Raw genomic sequence first — 19,773 nt, forward strand, 5'->3', positions numbered from 1 at the left:
CCTGGAAGAGGCACGCCCCTTCGCTCTTCGATGAGGCCTCCGAAACCTCTGCAACGCGCTACGACATGAAAAGGGCCGCTCGCTGGCGGCCCTTCATCGGTACAAGGGACATCAGATCATATGCTGTCGAAGTGCCAGCTGAGACCGCCCCGCACGGCATGAAAATCATTCTCATGCTCATAGGTGAAGGTGCCGCCAAATATGTCGCCGCTATGTTCGGTGTTTTCGAGATCGGTGTAGCGATACTCGATACGCGCGCTGATCGCGTCGGAAAGAGCGTATTCGATGCCGCCACCGATCGTCCAGCCCCAGGCGGTCTCACTGTCGGAGATGCTCAGGCCCGGCTCGGAAGCTTCCATATCCACTTCACCGACCGCGACACCACCGGTTGCGTAGATCAGGGCCCTGTCCATGGTGACGCCCGCGCGCAGGCGCAAGGAACCCAACCACTCGATGGTCTTGTCGGTTTCGTCATCCGACCCGCCAAAATCCTGGTCCCCCTGGATATCGGCATATTCGAAATCGCCCTCGAGGCCAAGAAGCAGACCCTGCATGTCGAAATTATAGCCGGCATGAACGCCGCCGACGAACCCGTCGTGATCGTAGTCCTGGGTCTGGTTGAGAGAACCGTCGTCATTGATTTCATCGACCTGGGAATCTCCCCAGGCATAGCCCGCCTGAAGGCCGACATAGAACCCGGACCAGTCATAGACAGCCGGAGCTTCGACATCTGCAGCCTGCGCGGCGCCAATCATCATCGTCGATGCGGCGGCGGTGAGTAGGAATGCCTTGATCATAAACACATTTCCCCTGGGATTCGGACAACAGTAACCGCAGACCTCCCTGGGAACAACCACGCCGGACCTCACCAGCAATTTTTTCAGGGGCTGTTGCGTCCATATCACAGGCCCCATGCCCAGGATATTTATCCCAATACAGCTTGCCGTTCCCTCGAGATTCTGCCCCTCAAAAGAAAAAGGGCGCCGGATTGCGCCCTTGAGTTTACGGAGGGAGGAGGAATTCCAGTTGAAGCGCCAACTTCGGGCCAAATGCACCACTTGCGATATCCCCTCTGAATACCAGCGGCACGGCCCCCATCGCCCACAACCATCGGCATTAGGAACTTCCCGTGCTCATTGATCAACCTTAACCATGAGCTACGTCGCAGTTTTGCGCGAACTGTTGCTGAAACACCACAGAAATGGGCGTCCCGCCGACCCAAAATGCTCCAAAATGGCATGCCCCTGCGGCAATGGAACCGGGCGCGCCGGATCCGCGTCACACCTTGGCGCCGTCCCGAATCGGCGGCGTGAAGGCGAGCCCCATGTCCCAGGGCAGATAGATCCAGGTATCCTGGCTCACCTCGGTGACGAAGGTGTCGACCAGGGGCCTTCCTTCGGGCTTGGCATAGACGGTGGCAAAATGCGCATTGGGCAGCATGGCGCGCACGACCCTGGCCGTGGCGCCGGTGTCGACCAGATCGTCCACGATCAGGATATGCTTGCCGCCGTCGCTCCCGGCGATGCTGTCGCCGACGCTCTTCAGCACCTTGAGCTCGCCCTGCTTCTCATAGTCATAGGAAGCGACACAGACCGTCTCGATGACCCTTATCCCGAGCTCGCGCGCCACCACCGCCGCCGGCACCAGCCCGCCTCTTGTGATCGCAACGACCGCGGTGAACGGTCCTTCGCCATGCAGGCGCCAGGCCAACGCCCTAGCATCGCGGTGGAACTGGTCCCACGAGACCGGAAAACTCTTCTGCCATTTCTCGTCCATTGGGTCCTCCATCGAGAATGTGTCTTAACCGCTTTGCCTGACCCCCCGCAATCGCCCGCAATCTGCCGTCCGCAACAGTCTTGCCCGGCAACCGTCATGATACCTTCATGGGAGTCAGGCCTAAGGTCGGCATAACCAGGCAGCCTGGCCACATGAACGCACTCACAAAGCCGACCACCCGCTATCGCGCCATCTTCATCTCCGACATCCATTTGGGGACAAGACGCGCGCAGGTCAGTTATCTCCTTGATTTCCTTCGGGTTACGGAATCGGACTGGCTCTATATCGTGGGCGACCTGGTCGACAACTGGGCGCTCGAGAAAGCCTGGTTCTGGGACCAGCTGCACAATGACCTGATCCAGAAGATCCTGCGCAAGGCGCGCAAGGGCACCAAGGTCATCTACATCCCCGGCAACCACGACGACAAGTTCCGCGACTTCCGGAATCTGCGCATGGGCCGCGTGGCGGTGCTGGAGGATGCCATCCATCACGCCGTCAATGGCAAGCGTTATCTGGTGCTGCATGGCGACAAATATGACGGTGTCGTGCGCTTCGCGCCGTGGCTCGCGCGTCTCGGCGACCGCGCCTATGAGGTCTCGATGACGATCAACGGCATCGTCAATCGCGGCCGCCGCCTGTTCCGCCTGCCCTACTGGTCGCTCTCGGCCTATCTCAAATTCAAGGTCAAGAAGGCGGTCGAGTTCATCTCGCATTTCGAGGATGCCGTGGTGCGCGAAGCGCGCCAGCGCGGCGCCCAGGGAGTCATATGCGGTCACATTCACACGCCCGACAACCGCATGATCGACGACATCCATTACATGAATGACGGCGATTGGGTCGAAAGCTGCACCGCGCTGATCGAGCATCATGACGGCCGGTTCGAAATCATCGAATGGGCGAAGTTGCGTGACAAGCTGCTGGAGGTCGCGAGTGCGGATCGCCATCGTAACGGACGCCTGGTTCCCGCAAGTTAACGGCGTCGTCCGTACCCTGAGCGCCGTCGCCGACGAGCTCAGGAAGCGCGGTCACGATGTTCATGTTCTTTCTCCCGAAGGCCGGCGGACATTGCCGATGCCGCTCTATCCGGAAATCCGCCTGGCGCTCACCGGCTCGAAAGCGCTCGGCCGCGAGATCACGAGCCTCGCCCCCGATGCGATCTATATAGCGACGGAGGGGCCGCTGGGCTGGGCGGCACGCGCCCATTGCCGGCGCGTGGGGCTTCCCTTCATCTCGGGCTTCCATACGCGCTTTGCCGACTATCTGGCCCTGCGCTTGCCTTTGCCGGGCCTCGCCGAGGCTTCATGGTCGATGCTGCGGCGTTTCCATGCCGCAAGCCGAACCGTCCTGGTCCCGACCCGCAGCATCGGCGCCGACCTCGAAGCGCGCGGCTTCTCCCATGTGAAGGTATGGACGCGCGGCGTCGATCATGAACTCTTCAAGCCCCATGCGCGCGATTACCTGGCTCTCGAGCGGCCGATCTCGCTCTTTGTCGGAAGGCTGGCGCCCGAGAAGAACATCGACGCCTTTCTCGACCTCGATCTGCCCGGCACCAAGGCGGTGATCGGCGACGGGCCGCAGCGCGCCGAGCTGGAGAAGCGCTTTCCCGAGGTCGCCTTTCTCGGCTACCGTTTCGGCGAGGAGCTGGCGCGCATGATCGCCTCCGCCGATGTCTTTGTGTTTCCAAGCCTCACCGACACATTCGGTCTCGTGATGCTCGAAGCCATGGCCTGCGGCACGCCGGTTGCGGCTTTCGACGTGCCAAGCCCGATCGATGTGGTGGCGGAAGGCGTCACCGGATCGCTCGACAAGCATCTGAAGCTTGCAATTCTCAGGGCCATGACGCTCGACCGGGACAAGGTGCATCAGGCCAGCCTGTGCTTCACCTGGGAGCGCACCGCCCGGATCTTCGAGGAAAGCCTGCACCTCATCGGATCATCCGCCACCGGCGCGGATGGCGTCAGGACCAGCCTCGCACCTTCCCATCCCGGGTGAGCTCGACCGCCATCTGGCGCACCTCATTGGCGGCCGAGGCAAGCAATGCCTGGTCGCGCGAGCGCAGCACCAGATTGGTGGCGAAGCCTTGCGGGCTTTCGAACGGATAGGATCCGATGATCACATCGGCGAAGCGCTCCTGGATCGCCTTCAGGGGGGCCGCCACATCGCCTTCCCCGCCCTCGATGGTGATCGTATGCGAGATGACGGGGGCGCCACGCTCGAGCCGCGGCGCCACTTCCTCCATCATCGCATTCATGACCTTGGGTATGCCGGCCATCACGAAGACATTGCCGATTTGGAAGCCCGGCGCCTTCGATACCGGATTGGCGATCAGGCTCGCTCCCTTGGGGATGCGCGCCATGCGCAGGCGCGCTTCGTTCGGCTCGCGCCCGATCGCCTTGAAATGGGCAAGCAGGATTTCGACGGCTTGCGGATCATGGTCGATCTCGACGTCGAAGGCCCTGGCGACCGCATCGGCGGTGATGTCGTCATGGGTGGGACCGATGCCGCCGGTCGTGAACACATAGGTGTAGCGCCGGCGCAGCACATTCACCGCCTGGACGATCTCATCCTCGATATCGGGAACGACGCGCGCTTCCTTGAGATCGATGCCGAGCACGGTCAGGTAATCGGCGATGAAGCCCAGATTCTTGTCCTTGGTGCGCCCGGAGAGGATTTCATCTCCGATCAGCAGGACGGCGGCGGTGGGTGCGTGGTCTGCCATGATGGCCTAGCTGTGCCATCGTCCGCCCGAACTGTCAAAGCGATTGATATTCTTGTAGAAATGTCTCACCTTGCCCCTGCTCGTGATCATCATTAAGTAAAGCCGTCATGACCTATGTGAAAGCGCAGGAAGGAACCGAGGGCCGCACCGGCCAGATCAAGCTGCATGGCCCGGAAGGCTTCGCCGCCATGCGCGAGGCCGGCCGGCTGACTGCGGAAGCCCTCGACCTTCTCGTCCCCCTCGTCCATCCCGGCGTCACCACCGAGACGCTCGACCGCAAGGTCGCCGAATTCGCCCGCGACAACAAGGCCGTTCCCGCCTCGCTCAACTATCGCGGCTTTCCCAAATCGATCTGCACCTCGATCAACCATGTCGTCTGCCACGGCATTCCCAACGACAAGCCGCTGCGCGAGGGCGATATCGTCAATATCGACGTGACGCTGATCGTCGAGGGCTGGCATGGCGACGCCAGCCGCATGTACCGCGTCGGCGAAGTCAACCGCAAGGCCGAGCGGCTGATGGAGGTGACCTTCGAGAGCCTGATGCGCGGCATCGGCGCGGTCAGGCCCGGCAACAAGACCGGCGATATCGGCCATGCCATCCAGTCCTATGCCGAAGGCGAGCGCTGCTCGGTGGTGCGCGATTTCTGCGGCCATGGCCTGGGGCGTGAATTCCATGACCACCCCAATATCCTGCATTACGGGCGGGCCGGCGAAGGCGTGGCGCTCAAGCCCGGCATGTTCTTCACCATCGAGCCGATGATCAATCTGGGCCGCCCGCATGTGAAGATCCTGAGCGACGGCTGGACGGCGGTGACCCGCGACCGCTCGCTGTCGGCGCAGTTCGAGCATACGATCGGCGTCACCGAGACAGGCTGCGAGATCTTCACCCTGTCGCCCGAAGGGCTCGATTACCCGCCGACTTCGCAGAGATAGCGCATGATCCGGAAAAGTGGCTGCCGGTTTTCCGACAAGATCATGCGGCAAGGATGACCGATGAAACGGGGCCTGTCGGAAGATGACGGAAAGCCCCATCATCTGGGCCATCGCCAACGCCTGAAGGACAGGTTTCGCGAAGGCGGGGCCGATGCGCTCCCCGACTACGAGCTCCTCGAGCTCATCCTGTTCAATGCCATACCTCGCCAGGACGTGAAGGCGCTTGCCAAGGCGCTCATTGCGCGATTCGGCAGCTTCACGGAAGCCGTCAGCGCCTCCCCCGAGAGGCTGAAGGAGGTGGGCGCCAGCGAACCCGTCATCACCCAGCTCAAGATCGTCCATGCCGCGGGCCTGCGCCTGATCAAGGGCGAGATCAGGCAGCGCCCGCTCCTCTCTTCCTGGTCGGCCGTGCTCGATTACTGCCGCGCCGCCATGGCCTTCGCCGAGCGCGAGCAGTTCCGCATCCTCTTCCTCGACAAGAAGAACGGTCTCATCGCCGATGAGGTGCAGGGCGAAGGCACGGTCGATCACACGCCGGTCTATCCGCGCGAGGTCATCAAGCGGGCACTCGAGCTTGCGGCCAGCGCCATCATCCTCGTCCACAACCATCCGTCCGGCGACCCCACTCCCTCCTCGGCCGACATCGACATGACGCGCCGTCTCATCGAGGCCGGCGACAAGCTTTCGATCAAGGTGCACGACCACATCATCATCGGCCGCAACGGCCATGCGAGCTTCAGGAGCCTGAAGCTGATCTAAGCTTTGTGGCTGCGGATATCGGAAAACGCATAGCCGGACATGGCCACTTCGAACCGCGTGTTTCGCTCGAGATCGAAGTCGACGCCGTGACCGTGGACGGCACGTGGAACACCGAGGCCACCCAAGATCTGGATCGGCTGCCTGGCGAGGCCGAGTTCGAAGAGCGAGCCGCCGCGCACATTTTCGAGCACAAGCCCATTGTCGATCGCGCACAGCGCGTGCAGCGAGAGCTCTGCGAAGAAATGCGGCGCCACCGGCCTGTTCCAGGCCGCCGCCAGGTCGGCGATCCTGAGCCAAGGCGAGAGCCCGCCGACACGCACCACATCGGCCTGGATGATGTCCACCGCGTCGGCCATCAGATATTGGCGAAATTCCTCAGCCGTGTACAAGCTCTCGCCGATCGCCACCGGCAAGCCGGTCTTCTGTCTGAGCGCCGCGTGACCATCGATGTCGGTTGACACCAGGGGCTCTTCTATCCAGGTGATGTCATAGGGGGAGAAAGCGTTGCACCTCTTTATCGCCTCGCTCAGATCCCAAGCCTGATTGGCATCCAGGATCAGCTTCGCCTCGGATCCGATGGCCTGCCGCGTCGCCGCCACCCGCGCGATATCATCGGCGATGCTCGGCAGGCCGACTTTGATCTTGAACCATTGATATCCGGCCGCTTGCTGCTGAAGCTGGGTTTTCGCCAGGTCCGCCGGACTCATCTGCAGATCGATGCCGCTCGTATAGGCGGGAATGGATGGCTCGTTCCCGCCCAGCTCCAGATAGAGCGGGCGCCCGGAAGCCATCGAGCGTATTTCCCACAAGGCGACATCGACGGCCGCCATGGCGAGGGTGGTGATCGCCGCCATGCCGGTGCGAAAGAGATGGTGATAGAGGCTGCGCCACAGCCCGACGATGTAGCGTGCGTCGCGGCCGAGCAGTTCAGCCACGCAGTAATCATGCAGGAGCGCCCGGACGGCCGTCCCGCCGACACCGACAGTATAGCTGAAGCCTCGCGCCAGACGGCCATTGACGGTCAGCTCGAGGATGATGATCTCGATGGCGGGAACGCGATGCGTCGCATCTTCCCAGGGCTCGCTGGGAGGCATCCGGAACAGCCGCACCTCGACCTTCTCGATGATAAGCGGGTGGTCGTCCGCAATGGCTGGCGTCTTCAGCATCATGCCACCTCTTCCCGCACCGCCAGCGAGCCCGTTATCCGCCCGACGATCTCGTCATCCGACGTTTCATCCAGTCTGACAGAACCGACATAGCGGCCGCGCCTCAGGATGACCGCCCTGTCCGCGATGGCACGCATCTCCTCGAGATTGTGCGTGATGAGGAGCACGGTCATGTTCCGCTCCCGCCGCAGTCTCTGCACCGTGCGTATGACATTGGCGCTCTCCTCGACGCCGAGCGCCGCGGTCGGTTCGTCCAGGATCAGCAGTCGCGATTTCGCCCGTGCCGCGCGCGCGAAAGCGAGGGCCTGCCGCTGCCCGCCGCTGAACTTGTTGGCGGCCGCCTTCATGTCCGGCACATTTACGCCCAGGTCGCGCAATGTCGCGACGGTCGCCCTCTCCATCGCCTTGCGGTCAAGGAAGCGGAAGGGGGCCCGGCCACGGTACAGTTCGCGCCCGAGAAAGAGATTCCCCGGCGCATTGAGGTTCGGGCAGAGAGCCAGGTTCTGGAACACGGTCTCGATCCCGGAAGCACGCGCATCCTGCGGCTTCGCGAAATCCTGCTCGGCGCCATCGATGACGATGCCGCCTGAATCCGGCCGCTGCAGGCCGGCGAGCAGTGAAACCAGCGTGGACTTGCCGGCCCCGTTGCCACCCATCAGGGCAACCGCCTCGCCGGCCCCGATATCGAAACTCACATTCTTGAGCGCCGCGACGCCGCCGAATGACTTGCTGATGCTCTTGATCTCGAGGAACGGACTCATGCCGCGGACTCCTGCAGCCGGAAGCGCGAGGCTAATCTCTGCCGGACGACGATCAGGAGCACCGCGACGATGATCACCGCTCCCCTCACGAAATTCAGATAGAGCGGATTGATGGCGATGAGGTTCAGCACATTGTCGATTGAGGACAGTAGGATGACGCCGCCCAGCACGCCCCACAGGCTGCCGGCGCCGCCGGACAGCGCCACCCCGCCGATGATGATGGCCGCAAATACGGTGAAGGTGATCCCATCGCCCGCACTTGCGGAGGCGGAGTCGAGCCGCGCCGCATTCAGCCATCCGGCGAGCCCCGCCATGCCCCCGGAGATTCCGTAGACGATCATCACGGTGCGCAGCGGCGATATCCCGTTTTCGCGCGCCGCTTCCGAATTGCCGCCGATGGCGTAGATGTGCCGGCCCACCACGGATGCGCGCAGCCAGATCGCGAGAAGGAGGCACACCGTAAAGGCGATGATGACGACCCAGCTGACGCCGGCTAGCGCATTATACCCGACCCAGCTATAGGTCGGAGGAAGCGAATAGATGGTGGTGGCCTCGGTGGGAATGGCTGCTGCGCCTTTCAGGGTCAGCAGCATCCCGAGCGTCACGATGAACGGATTGACGCCCAATCCCTGGACCATCAATCCATTCAGCATGCCGATCCCGACCCCGATGAGGATACCGAGCGGAATTGTGATGAAGGGCGAAAGCTCAAGGCCCGAGCCCGGAGGACTCGGCATCATCAGCCAGGCGATTACCATGCACGAAAAGCACAGAGTGCCTTCGACCGAAAGGTCGATATTGCCGGTGATCATCGCCAAAGCCCCGCCGCAGGAGAGGAGCAGAAGGATGGATGACGCGAGCAACAGGTTCTGCAGATTTGCCAGTGTCGCATAATAGGGGACAAAGGCGGCGAACAGGGGCAATGCGACAACCAGGATCGGAAGTATGGGATTGAGCAGCAGGGTTTTCCCCACTGATGCAGCGATACGCATCGTCACACCCCTGTTCTCCGCCATGCCGTCTTGAGCTAGCACTTCCGACTTGGCCATGACCGGCTACTCCTTGAAGGTGTTCGCCCAGAACATCTTGCTTTCGACGTTGCTGGAATCGATCGGGTTGGCCGTCAGCAGGATCGTCGGTCCGGTCGCCGGATTCTCGATGAGCTGCGGGGCGTTCTCGGTCACGCCGGACTTTTCCATCACCCCCTTCCAGGCGTCGGCGAAGGATTTACCCCTCTGCGATTCGGACGCCAGGTAGACGTTGCTGGCGCACATGCCGTCGATCGGATAGTTGAGCGAAAACTCCTGCCAGCCCTCTCGGATGGCCTTCAGGCCGCCCGGAATCCCGCCAAGGCCGCCGATGATCGCATGCTTGGCGCCGCCGGCTTCGGTATAGCCGTTGCGCTTGAGCACCGGGATGAGAAAGGGCGTCAGGAAGTCGCTTTCGGTGAAGATCGCGTCCACATGTCCTTGAGTCATCGCGTCCTGGAGCCCGGCGACGGCCGGCTCGGGTTTCCAATTGGTCACCACTTCGACCATGTCGACCTTTATGCCGTCGATGGGCGCACTGATGACCTTGTTGAAGCCTTCGCGCCGCAGCCTTACCGGCTCGGTAGCCACGGCGCCGACGAGATGAACCAGCCGGAACGATGTCTGGCCGGTCGCCGCCGATCTCTTGCGCAGGAGATCGATCATGCGATGCGCGGCCGCGGCGCCTGTCGCGGTCTCGTCCATGGCTACCGTTGCCGTAATCATGGCATTCGGAACCGCCGTATTGAAGGCATAGACCTCGATCTTTTTCGCCATCGCCCGCTTGAGGGCGGGAACGACGGCATTCGAATCGATCGAGGCGATCATGAGCGCATAAGGAGCCCGCTGGATCGTCGTATCGATCTGGTTGACCTGCGCCTCGATCGAATAATTGCCGTCGAGCTCGGTGAGCTCCGCCCCCAAGTCCTTGGCCGCGCGTTTCGCACCGACGCTGCAGCCCTGCCAGAACTCGTCCTGTATGTATGCATTGAGAAGTGAAATATTGAGCTTGGAGTCCTGCGCGGACGAGGCATTGACCGCCATGGCCAAGGCGAATACCGAAGCAGCTAACATCTGAATTCTGACTCTCATTGTAGTTCCCCCCTGTTTCACGTTGACGTTGGGCCCCGCCACGCCGCAAGCGGCGTGACGCAATCTGAAGTCCCCATCGGTTGTTGTCGGCTGGCGCGCGAACTGTTCCTATTGCGTCAACCCCTCCCGGCGCAGCGCGCCCCATAACGCGGAGGGAATGTCGAACGTCGCCATCGCGACATTTTCCAGCACCTCGGATTTCGACCCCATGCCGGCCAGCACCGAGACAACGGCAGGATTCTGCAGGGGGAATTGCAATGCCGCTGCCTTGAGCGGAACCTCGTGCTCCTGGCAGACCGCCTTCAGCCGCATGACTTTCGCGACGACGCCAGGCGGCGCATCGCCGTAATTGTAGCGGGCTTGCTGGCCGGCATCCGTGGCCAGTATGCCGGACTGAAAGGGAGCCCCCACGACGACGCTCACTTTGCGCGACCGCGCATTCTCCAGAAATCCTTGATCCGCGCTCTGGTCGAGCAGCGTGTAGCGCAGCGCCAGGAGGATGAAGTCGATCTCGCCCAGAGAGAGAAAACGATCGCACAGGGTAAGCTCGTTCGCCCCCGCACCGATGGCTCTTATGTGGCCGTTCCGCTTCAACTCGAGCAGCGCCTTGAGACCGCCCTGCTCCAGGGATCGGAAGTGATGGTCGACGACCTCCGCCTCTTTCATATGCCACAGACCGAGATCGTGGATGACGAGACAATCGATGCGGTCGACGCCCAGACGCTGGAGGCTGTCTTCGAACTGCCGCATGACGCCCGGATAGGAAAAATCGAAGCTTTCGACGAAAGGCGGCGGATCGGCAAAGATGCCGCTGCCGCCGCGCGTTCCGGCCGGCTTCAACGTGCGTCCTATCTTGGTCGACAGGACAAAGTGCTCGCGCGGCAACGCGCGCAGATAGAGCCCCAGCCGCCTTTCGCTGAGGCCCAGCCCGTAGAACGGCGCAGTATCGAAATAGCGGATCCCTGCGGCGACCCCGGCTTCCACCGTGACCGCGGCTTCCCGTTCCGCGAGTGCCCGGTAGAGATTCCCGAGCGGCACGGTGCCGAAGCCGAGCGAGCCGACGGCTACGTCTGTCGCGCCGAGCCACCGCTGGCCCCCTGACCCTCGGGCGCTCACCCTTCGAACTCCCATACTTTGGGAAGGAGATAGGGATAGCCCGTATCGGGGTTGATCTCGGCTTTCATGATCGCGGCGTTGAACTCGCCCCATTTCCTGAACACCGGGCTTGCTTTCATGACCGCGTAGACCTGCTCGATGTCGTCACACACGAATGTGCCGAAGAGAGTGAGGCCATGGCGAAAGACGGCGTAGTCGCGCTGCCCCGCCCGCCTTATCTCCGCGATGAGTTCCGGCCAGATTTCATCATGGCGCTTCTTGTACTCGTCCTCGCAGCCGGGACGGACTTCGAGCACCCAGGCATATCTGTTCACCCCATCCTCCCTTTGGCGGTTCGAATTCCCGCTTCGTTCCGATTTTTTGGTATCGTTACCTTTTAGGCGATTAAAAACGATATCAATCTGGTTGTCAAGCCCGAGGCATCGATGATATTTTGCAGCTGGCTCACAGGTTTTCGGGGTTCATAAGGTGTGGAATGGCAGATCGCAGGGACCTCAACAGCCGCCCCACCCTCGTTGATGTCGCGAGGTCAGCCGGCGTTTCGCCCATGACGGCAAGCCGCGTGCTGCGGGGCGAGCAGACGGTCCAGGCAACAGCGCGCGAGGCCGTGCATGCCGCCGTCGCGCGGCTGGGCTACATCCCCAACCAGATTGCGGGAAGCCTGCGCTCGAGCCGTTCCGGCATCATATCGGTCATCGTGCCGACATTGACCGGATCGGTTTTCGCCGAAACCATTCGTGGTATTTCCGACACGTTGAACGAGTTCGACTACCAGCTGATGATCGGCGAATCGTCCTATGACATCGAGCGTGAGGAAAAGGTCATCGCAGCGCTCATCCAGCGCCGTCCCGACGGCATCATCATCGCCGGCGTCAAGCACACGGTACGGGCGCGATCGCTGCTGCAGTCGGCCGGCATTCCCATCGCCGAGATCTGGGACCAGACCACCCATCCTATCGACAGCGTGGTCGGTTTCTCAAATTATTCAGCGGCTTACGACATTACCAAAGCGCTGTTCGAAAAGGGCTACCGGTCCTTTGCCCTGGCCACCGGCCCCGTGGTTCCCGGCAATCGCGCAGGCGAAAGGACCAAGGGCTATGAAGCGGCGCTGCGCGACCACGGCCTGTCGCCCGGGCCGTCGATCGTCGTTCCCTACTACCACTTCCTCGATCGCTCCCTGGAGGGCGGCAATGTCGTCGCGGACTTCCTTGCCCAGAACCCGTCCGTCGACTGCCTGTTCTGCACCAATGAGCTGATTGCCATCGGCGCCGTCGTGGTCTCAGGGCGCCGCGGCAAGCGGGTCCCGCAGGACGTGGCCATTGCCGGATTTGGCGATGTCGAGGCAACGTCGATTATCACCCCCGCCCTCACCACGGTCCGGATCCGCGGATACGAGATGGGCCAGCGGGCGGCCGGTATCCTCGCCCGCCGCCTCTCGGGCGAAACGGCGGAGCCCGAGATCATCGATGTCGGCTATGAAATCGTGTGGCGCGATAGCGCCTGACGCCCGTATCAATTGACACTATCGAATACGCGCGGAAAGCGACGTTGACTCGGCTGTATGGTATCGTTATCAATTCTATAAAAGGTATCGATATCAAAGCAATGAGGAGAACCGGCATTTGCCCAAGCGCGTGATCGTCGATGCCCATCATCACCTGTGGGACACCACGCAACATTCATATCCCTGGCTGTCCGGTCCACCTTATCGGCCGTCCATCGTGGGAGACGTCTCGCAAATTGCGAAAAACTACCTGATCGACGACCTGCGCGAGGACGCATGCGCCTACGATCTGCGCAAAACGGTTCACGTGGATGGCGGATGGGACGATCCCCTGGCGGAAACGACGTGGCTGCAGGAACTCGCCGAGGCAAGCGACCTTCCCAGCGCCATCGTGGCCGGCGTCAAGCTCCATCAGCCCGACATTGCAACGCAACTGGAAAAACATGCCGCAGCGGGGAGGCTTCGCGGCGTGCGGCACATACTCAACTGGGACCCAGATCCTTTGCTGACATTCACGGATCGCCCCGACTACATGACCAATCGCAACTGGCTCGCGGGCTATGCTCTGCTAGCCAGACATGGGCTGAGCTTCGACTTGCAGATATATCCCTGGCAGCTCGCCGGCGCGGCGGAGCTGGCCTCACGCCATCCGGACACCATGGCCATTCTCAATCATGCCGGCATGCCCTACCACGCACGGGGCGCTAGCCTCGAATCGTGGCGGCAGGGCATGCGGCTCCTCGCGCGTAACGCCAATACGGCCGTCAAGATTTCCGGCCTCGGAATGCTGGACTGGAAATGGACCACGCAATCGATCCGACCGCTCGTGCTGGAAACCATCGATATCTTCGGTGTCGAGCGCTGCATGTTCGCCAGCAATTTTCCGGTCGACCGGCTCTACAGCTCCTTCGCGCAGCTCTACCAAAGTTACGAAGAGATCGTGGCCGATTTCACGGCCGGCGAGCAGGCGCAATTATTCTCGGCGAATGCTGAGCGCTATTACCGGATATAGAACCGACCATCTCATTCTAGGCTTTTTTTTGCAGCGCAGGTTCTTTGCCTCCTGCCTGCTCCAGGCCGTCGAAATAGACCTCGAAATACCGCCGCGCCAGGATGGAGGTCAGCGAGAACTTCCGTTCCGGGGCGACGATGAGGGAGAGGGTGAGCGGCGGTATGCTGCGGTCGCCGAGGGCAAGATAGGCAAGGCCATCCTTGACGGCGGTCGACGATCTGTCGGAGATCGCCGTCAGCCCGAAGCCGCAGCCTTCCCGCACCATCGAGCGCATCAGCTCGAGATTGTTCGTCGTCAGGACCGGCTGCAGGCGGGCCTTGCTCTTGGCGGCGGCGATGTCGACGATGTCGCGCAGGTGAACGCTGGCATCGGGAATGATGGTGGGCCTGAGGAAGAAGTCGCTCAAGGCTATGGTCTTCTGCGGCTGCGGCTCGTTCTCGACCGGCACCACCGCCCTGACGTGAAAGCGCGCCGCGCGGATGACCGTCACGCCGGGCAGTGGCGGCGGGCTGAAGGTGAGACCGAAATCAGCCTGACCGTCCAGCACCATCTGGCGGATCCGGTCGGACTCGGCGACCGCAACGTGATTCGCGATGCGCGGATGGTCCTTCATGAAGCTTGCCAGCGCGCCGGGCAGGAAATCGAACACCGTCTCCTGGGAGACCGCGATTTTCACCTCGCCGCGGCGCAATCCCCGCAGCTCTTCGATCTCGAACCGGATCCGGGCCAGGTCCTTCTGCCAGCTTCTGACGCCGTGCAGGAGGATTTCGCCGGCCGAGGTGAGGCGCATGCCCCGCGGCAGGCGTTCGAAGAGCTCTACCCCCAGCGCCTCCTCCGCATGGATGAGCTGCTTGTCGATGGCCGAGGCGGAAATATTCAGCTTGTCGGCGGCCTTGCGGATCGACCCCAGGCGCGCGATCTCGTCGAGATAATTGGCAAACCGGGAAAACAGAACCCGCTTCACGAGCTTAGCCCCCAGCGTCGAGAAAAAGAGAACGCTCAGCACGTTTTTATTCGTTTGTAATGAGGCCTCCTATCCCTGTCTATAGAGATCGCCCCGCAATTCATGCGTATTTCCTGCAAAAACGACCCCACCGGGCAGCCAAAGAGCGATGAAAAAAGGGAAACGACCGGATCAACCCATTATCGGCCTTATCGGTCCGACGAATTTGCTGCGGATTTCGCAGGCGAGCGGCATTCCGGAGAGCCGGTACCGCGAGACGGCCCATGCGGCGGGACAGGTGGTCGCGCGCGCCGGTGCCAGCCTGACCATCGTCCCCGATCGCGGCGTCGCCTTGTCTGGCATGCAGGGCTATCGGGAAGCCCGCGGCAGCTGGACGATCGGCCTCGTTCCGGCGGGCGGGCCGTCCGATTCCGTGGCGACCCTGAACTGTCTCGAAAATGCAGGCGGCTGCGATGAGGTGGTCGATGGCTTCACCTGGCATCACCAGCACGCCTTGATGTGCGAGTTTTCCGACCTTCTGATCTGTGTCGGCCTGTCCTGCGGCACGATGGCCGAGATCGCCTGGACCAAATGGGTGAAGGGCCCGAAGATCCTCGCCCTGCGCGATACGTTCAGCGCCATTCCGATGGAGATCCTCGCCGAGACCGATGTCGATTTCGTTTATTCCGCCGAGGAGCTGGAAGCGGAAGTCATCCGCTCGATCGCCGCTGCAAAGACGCGCTCGGACACAGCACCCGTGACAGGCTGATGAGGAAATCTCGCGGATGCTGATCGCGACACCTGAGACCTACCAGACGGAAATCGCCGGCGAGACGACCAGCCTGCCGATCATCCAGCTCGACGACCGGCGGGCGATCGCCCTCCTCATGGTCATCGACATGGGCGTGCGCTTCGGCGAGATGGTCGGCGCGGCCATCGCCCGGCATTTCGCGCCCCTTAAGCCCGACATCGTCGTCGGCAGCGCCACGCTCGGCATCCCGATCGCGATCGAAGTCTCGCGCCGGCTCGGCAAGGATCAATATGTCATCCTGCAGAAGTCGCCGAAATTCCATCTGGCCGACGCGATGATCGAGGAAGTACGCTCGATCACCACCATGACGCCGCAGCGGCTGCTGCTCGACCGGCGCTCGATCAGGCTCCTGCAGGGCAAGCGCGTGCTGGTGGTCGATGATGTCGTGGCGACGGGATCGAGCATGGCCGCCGCCATCCGCCTCGTGCGCCGGGCCGGTGGTGAGGTTATGGGCGCCGGCGTCATCCTGACCGAAGGCCATTCCTGGCGCGACGCGCTCGGCAAGGATGCCGGGCTGATCGAAACCCTCGGTCATATTCCCCAATTCGACATCGTGGACGGCGTGGCCACGCCCGATCCGGCGACCGAGCGCAATCCATGGTCTCCACCCGTCGGCGCCGCGCGGTTGGCCGGTACTGCGGGGATTTGACGAGTGTCTGGTGATAGTGGCGTACCCGGCTGCGGCCGGGCAAATCTCGAAAAGTAGAAAATAAGGGAAGGGTCAAATGCAAACATCAACGATATCGCAAGGCGAGGGTAACCCCCTCTTTCCGATCGTGCTTTCCGTCATCGCGGCTGCCGCGACCGGTGTCCTGTGGGCCTATGCCAACCCCATCCAGCTGGTGCCGGGTGTGATCCAATGGCGGATATTCGCTTTTCTGCCGCCCTTGATCGGCATCCTGCTCGGCTGGCGCAGCGGCTTCATCTGCGGCTATCTCGGCACCATCGTGTGGTCGCTGCTGGCGGGCACTTTCATCCCCGCCCATTCTCTGGTCATCGACGGCATCATGGTTGGCCTGACCGGGCTCGTTCCGGGGATGATGTTCGATCCCGCGAAGACCACGTTCGACCGCGCAACGCTGCTCAAGGTCGCCTTGGTCTGCCTGGTCGTCGGGTTGGTCATGGTGGCGGCGGTGTCGGCCAGCCTCGCTTATCTCGGCATCTTTCCGTTCTGGTGGGCGTTCGGCTATATCGGGCTCTCCGACATCGTGCCGATGGTCATAGGCACTCCCTTGCTGGTCATTCCTGCGCTCAGGATTCTGAAGGCCGCCTATCCGGCGAGCTTCAAGCGGTTCTGAACGGCAGCGGCATTTCGAGTGCTTGAGATTGCCAATCTGAAACTCGGCTTCGGCGACCCCGCCCCGGTCGTCGCCGAAGCCGCTTGCAGCCTGGCCGATGGTGAGCGGCTGCTGATCTGCGGCGCTGCCGGCAGCGGCAAGACGACATTCCTGAGTGCGGCGGCGGGCCTCATCCCGAGACTGATGGCGATCCCGCTGTTCAGCGGCGACATTGCCATCAAAGGACGCCCGATCTCCACTCTCACCCGCGACGAGCTGTTCAGCACCATCGGCTTCGTGTCGCAGAATGTCGAAGATCAGCTGTGGGACCTCAGCGTCGAGGACGTCATCGCCTTTCCGATGGAGAATCGCGGTGTCGACAGGAAGGCGATACGCGCCCGGCTCAGGCAGCTCATCGATGGATTGAGGCTCACGACGCTCCTGGGGCGTCGCGTGCTGACACTGTCCGGCGGCGAACGCCGCATGGTAGCGATCGCGGCAGCGCTGGCGTCAAATCCGTCCCTCCTGGTGCTCGACGAGCCGACGACCGGGCTCGATCCCGAGGCGCGCGCGCGGCTGTCACGCAGCCTCGGCGAAGCGGCCGCCTCCGTCTCGGCTCTCCTGGTGGCGGAGCAAGATCCCGCCTCCCTCAGTTCCATTGTCGATACCGTCATGCTGCTCAAGGACGGGAAACTCTCCGCCCCCTTCCCCGCCAACGATATAATGGCGCTGGAACGGCCCTGGCTCGAGGCGGGCATCCTGCCGCCGAGCCGGACCCGTTCACAGCCGAGAACGGCAAATCCGGGTGCATCCCTGCTTGAAGTATCAGGCTTGACGACGAAGCTGGTCCGCTCGGACGCCCGGCCGGTGCTGAGCCAGGTCGGGTTGCAGGTCAGGGCGGGCGAAGTCGTGGCGTTGATCGGTCGCAATGGCGCGGGCAAGACCACCCTTTTCAAGTCGATCCTGGGACTTTCCGGCATTGAAGCGGGCGCGATCATCCTTGACGGCGCCAATGCCGAGGGCTGGACCGCCGCGCGGCGCGCCCGCAAGATCGCCTATGTGCCGCAGAGCATGCGTCACATCCTGTTCAATCTCACGGTGACCGGCGAGGTCGTCTTCTCCATCACCGCATCGACCGCGACGACGACCGACAGCTCGGTGGCCAATCTGGCGAGCGCCATGCTGGCGCGCTACGGCCTGTCCGATCTGGCGCAAGCCAATCCCTTCGCCCTCTCCGCGCGCCAGCAGGCCTTGCTGGGTCTCGCTTGCGCGGATGCCACGGGGGCTCGCATGGCCATCGTCGATGAACCGCTGCTGGCGCGCGACGTCGAGGGGCGGCGGATGCTCGATATATTCATCTCCTCCATGCTGGGATCGGGCCGCGCGGTCATGCTCATCTCGCATGATCTGGAACTGGTCGATGACGTCGCCACGCGCCTGGTGATCCTGAAAGACGGCGGGATCGCGTTCGACGGAAACGTGGCGGATGGCTGGAAAAGCCCGGCCTTTGCCGCGCTGGGCTGGTCCGCCCCCTATGGCGCGCCGCGGCTGGAAGGCGTGGCATGAGCCGGCTGCACGATCTCAATTTCTTCATCAAGCTGGCCCTCGCTTTCGCGGTCATGCTGGTGGCATGGCTGGTGCCCGGCTGGCGGTTCGGCGTGCCTTTCGCCCTGCTTTGCGTCCTGGCACTGTGGGCGGTGGGCGTCCCTGGCCTGCGCGGCTATCTCAAGGGGGCACTGTTGCTCACCGCCATGGTGATGGTGAGCTGGCTCGTCAATCTTTTCATCCAGGGCGTGAGCCTGCACGACTCGTTGCCCATCGCCGCGGCGATGGCGGCCCGGCTGATCACGACCACGGCCGCGTTCTATTTCGTCATGGAGACGAGCTCGCCCGGATCCATTCTCGCCGCCGCGAGTGCGGCGCGCCTGCCCCCCATAGCGACACTGGTCCTCTCCTTGACATTCGGCATCATCCCGATGCTGCGCGACGATTTCGAGCGCATTGCCGATGCCCAGCGGGCCCGCGGCATGGAGGTCGACGAGGTCGCCCTGCCGACGAAGCTGCGCTTTGCGCTCGCCCGCGGCGTACCGCTGCTGGTGCAGGCGATCCGCCTGGCGCATGCGATTTCCTTTTCCCTCGCGATCAACGGCTTCGATCTCAAGCGCCGCCGCACGACATGGCGCAATATCGGCTTGCTGGTCGAGCCTCGCCTCTCTCAGAAGGACAATGTCGATGAAGTCTCGTGAATCGGAACCCGCCATCCGGCAGCATTGGACGGTCGACGTCGCCGGCCGCCCGGTCGATTTGCCGATCGTGCCCATAAAGCCCGATTTCGCGATCTCCCTGATGATGGTGATCGATCTGGGCGTGAAGTTCGGCGAGCATGTCGGGCGAAAGCTCGCCGCCAGGCTGGCGCCGCTGAAGCCCGACATCATCGTCGGCGCGGCAACGCTCGGCATTCCGGTGGCGATCGAGGTGACCCGCGCTTTGGGCGCCGATCACTATGTCATTTTGCAGAAATCGCCGAAAATCCATCTGGGTGATGCCCTGGAACAGCGCATTTCCTCGATCACGTCGAAAGGCGAGCAGCGCCTGCTCCTCGACCGGGAGGCGGTCCCGCTGATCGAGGGCCGGCGGGTCGTGGTGGTCGACGACGTCGTGGCCTCAGGCTCCAGCCTCAAGGGAGCGTTGGACCTGGTGCGGCGCGCCGGCGGCAATGTCGTGGGCATCGGCGTGATCCTCACCGAAGCGCGCGACTGGCAGGCAACACTCGGTGCCGATTGCGCCCTCCTGCACAGCCTCGCGCATATTCCCCAGTTCACCAGGCAAGATGCGAGTGGATGGGCGCCCATTCCGGAGACATTCTTGTAATGC

At 62.6% G+C, this 19,773-nt stretch carries 22 protein-coding genes; 12 read left to right on the forward strand and 10 right to left on the reverse strand.

Annotated elements, in window-relative coordinates; genetic code table 11:
- Positions 1-116: 116 nt before the first annotated feature.
- Together DT068_RS17200 and gpt are read right to left on the reverse strand one after the other, a co-directional pair.
- Positions 117-1,058: an outer membrane protein gene (locus tag DT068_RS17200; protein WP_162914265.1), complete on the reverse strand. Its 942-nt coding sequence runs from the start codon at positions 1,056-1,058 to the stop codon at positions 117-119.
- Between the two features lie 220 nt (positions 1,059-1,278).
- Complete coding sequence (gene gpt, locus DT068_RS17205) at positions 1,279-1,776, reverse strand: xanthine phosphoribosyltransferase (RefSeq protein ID WP_368904787.1); 498 nt, start codon at positions 1,774-1,776, stop codon at positions 1,279-1,281.
- 152 nt (positions 1,777-1,928) lie between these two features.
- On the opposite strand from gpt, the gene DT068_RS17210 reads away from it, so the two are divergent.
- Together DT068_RS17210 and DT068_RS17215 are read left to right on the forward strand one after the other, a co-directional pair.
- Positions 1,929-2,750, forward strand: a complete 822-nt coding sequence (locus DT068_RS17210; protein WP_119391106.1) for a UDP-2,3-diacylglucosamine diphosphatase — start codon at positions 1,929-1,931, stop codon at positions 2,748-2,750.
- Entirely contained in the window at positions 2,707-3,768 is a 1,062-nt protein-coding gene (locus tag DT068_RS17215; RefSeq protein ID WP_119391107.1) for a glycosyltransferase family 4 protein, read from the forward strand. The genes DT068_RS17210 and DT068_RS17215 overlap by 44 nt, the downstream gene beginning before the upstream one ends.
- On the opposite strand, the gene DT068_RS17220 is transcribed toward DT068_RS17215, so the two are convergent.
- Positions 3,734-4,495, reverse strand: coding sequence for a competence/damage-inducible protein A (locus DT068_RS17220; RefSeq protein ID WP_119391108.1), 762 nt, complete (start codon positions 4,493-4,495; stop codon positions 3,734-3,736). The genes DT068_RS17215 and DT068_RS17220 overlap by 35 nt on opposite strands.
- Positions 4,496-4,602: 107 nt before the next feature.
- Here DT068_RS17220 and map point away from each other — a divergent pair, with 107 nt between their 5' ends.
- Complete coding sequence (gene map / locus DT068_RS17225) at positions 4,603-5,430, forward strand: type I methionyl aminopeptidase (RefSeq protein ID WP_119391109.1); 828 nt, start codon at positions 4,603-4,605, stop codon at positions 5,428-5,430.
- 60 nt (positions 5,431-5,490) lie between these two features.
- Positions 5,491-6,189, forward strand: a complete 699-nt coding sequence (gene radC, locus DT068_RS17230) for a RadC family protein (RefSeq protein WP_119391110.1) — start codon at positions 5,491-5,493, stop codon at positions 6,187-6,189.
- On the opposite strand, the gene DT068_RS17235 is transcribed toward radC, so the two are convergent.
- The 6 genes from DT068_RS17235 to DT068_RS17260 form a co-directional block, all read right to left on the reverse strand.
- A complete protein-coding gene (locus DT068_RS17235; protein ID WP_119391111.1) occupies positions 6,186-7,358 on the reverse strand; it encodes a mandelate racemase/muconate lactonizing enzyme family protein in 1,173 nt (390 codons plus the stop codon). The two genes, radC and DT068_RS17235, sit on opposite strands and share 4 nt — an antisense overlap.
- Positions 7,355-8,116 carry an ATP-binding cassette domain-containing protein gene (locus DT068_RS17240; RefSeq protein WP_119391112.1) on the reverse strand — a complete coding sequence of 254 codons (762 nt, stop codon included), beginning with the start codon at positions 8,114-8,116 and terminating at the stop codon, positions 7,355-7,357. The genes DT068_RS17235 and DT068_RS17240 overlap by 4 nt, the downstream gene beginning before the upstream one ends.
- Complete coding sequence (locus tag DT068_RS17245; protein WP_119391113.1) at positions 8,113-9,165, reverse strand: ABC transporter permease; 1,053 nt, start codon at positions 9,163-9,165, stop codon at positions 8,113-8,115. Before DT068_RS17245 ends, DT068_RS17240 begins: the two co-directional genes overlap by 4 nt.
- Before the next feature lie 6 nt (positions 9,166-9,171).
- Entirely contained in the window at positions 9,172-10,236 is a 1,065-nt protein-coding gene (locus DT068_RS17250; RefSeq protein ID WP_119391114.1) for a sugar ABC transporter substrate-binding protein, read from the reverse strand.
- 108 nt (positions 10,237-10,344) lie between these two features.
- Positions 10,345-11,352: an aldo/keto reductase gene (locus DT068_RS17255; protein ID WP_162914266.1), complete on the reverse strand. Its 1,008-nt coding sequence runs from the start codon at positions 11,350-11,352 to the stop codon at positions 10,345-10,347.
- Positions 11,349-11,666, reverse strand: a complete 318-nt coding sequence (locus DT068_RS17260; protein WP_119391116.1) for an L-rhamnose mutarotase — start codon at positions 11,664-11,666, stop codon at positions 11,349-11,351. The genes DT068_RS17255 and DT068_RS17260 overlap by 4 nt, the downstream gene beginning before the upstream one ends.
- A gap of 161 nt (positions 11,667-11,827) precedes the next feature.
- Here DT068_RS17260 and DT068_RS17265 point away from each other — a divergent pair, with 161 nt between their 5' ends.
- Entirely contained in the window at positions 11,828-12,856 is a 1,029-nt protein-coding gene (locus DT068_RS17265; RefSeq protein ID WP_119391117.1) for a LacI family DNA-binding transcriptional regulator, read from the forward strand.
- A 118-nt stretch (positions 12,857-12,974) separates the two neighbouring features.
- Positions 12,975-13,868, forward strand: coding sequence for an amidohydrolase family protein (locus DT068_RS17270; RefSeq protein ID WP_119391118.1), 894 nt, complete (start codon positions 12,975-12,977; stop codon positions 13,866-13,868).
- Between the two features lie 16 nt (positions 13,869-13,884).
- Here DT068_RS17270 and DT068_RS17275 read toward each other — a convergent pair whose 3' ends face one another.
- Complete coding sequence (locus DT068_RS17275) at positions 13,885-14,874, reverse strand: LysR family transcriptional regulator (protein ID WP_368904788.1); 990 nt, start codon at positions 14,872-14,874, stop codon at positions 13,885-13,887.
- A gap of 106 nt (positions 14,875-14,980) precedes the next feature.
- Here DT068_RS17275 and DT068_RS17280 point away from each other — a divergent pair, with 106 nt between their 5' ends.
- From DT068_RS17280 to DT068_RS17305, 6 genes are all read left to right on the forward strand, one after another.
- A complete protein-coding gene (locus DT068_RS17280; RefSeq protein ID WP_119391119.1) occupies positions 14,981-15,580 on the forward strand; it encodes an SLOG cluster 4 domain-containing protein in 600 nt (199 codons plus the stop codon).
- A gap of 16 nt (positions 15,581-15,596) precedes the next feature.
- Positions 15,597-16,271 (forward strand): phosphoribosyltransferase family protein, encoded by a 675-nt coding sequence (locus tag DT068_RS17285; protein ID WP_119391120.1) that lies wholly within the window; start codon positions 15,597-15,599, stop codon positions 16,269-16,271.
- Positions 16,272-16,347: 76 nt separating this feature from the next.
- Complete coding sequence (locus tag DT068_RS17290; protein ID WP_119391121.1) at positions 16,348-16,920, forward strand: aminotriazole resistance protein; 573 nt, start codon at positions 16,348-16,350, stop codon at positions 16,918-16,920.
- Positions 16,921-16,938: 18 nt separating this feature from the next.
- Complete coding sequence (locus DT068_RS17295) at positions 16,939-18,465, forward strand: ABC transporter ATP-binding protein (protein ID WP_119391122.1); 1,527 nt, start codon at positions 16,939-16,941, stop codon at positions 18,463-18,465.
- Positions 18,462-19,145, forward strand: a complete 684-nt coding sequence (locus tag DT068_RS17300) for an energy-coupling factor transporter transmembrane component T family protein (protein WP_119391123.1) — start codon at positions 18,462-18,464, stop codon at positions 19,143-19,145. The genes DT068_RS17295 and DT068_RS17300 overlap by 4 nt, the downstream gene beginning before the upstream one ends.
- Complete coding sequence (locus DT068_RS17305; protein WP_119391124.1) at positions 19,132-19,770, forward strand: phosphoribosyltransferase family protein; 639 nt, start codon at positions 19,132-19,134, stop codon at positions 19,768-19,770. Before DT068_RS17300 ends, DT068_RS17305 begins: the two co-directional genes overlap by 14 nt.
- Positions 19,771-19,773 lie beyond the last annotated feature (3 nt).

It is taken from the genome of Taklimakanibacter lacteus (assembly GCA_003576695.1).
GTDB classification, from domain to species: Bacteria; Pseudomonadota; Alphaproteobacteria; order Rhizobiales; family Aestuariivirgaceae; genus Taklimakanibacter; species Taklimakanibacter lacteus.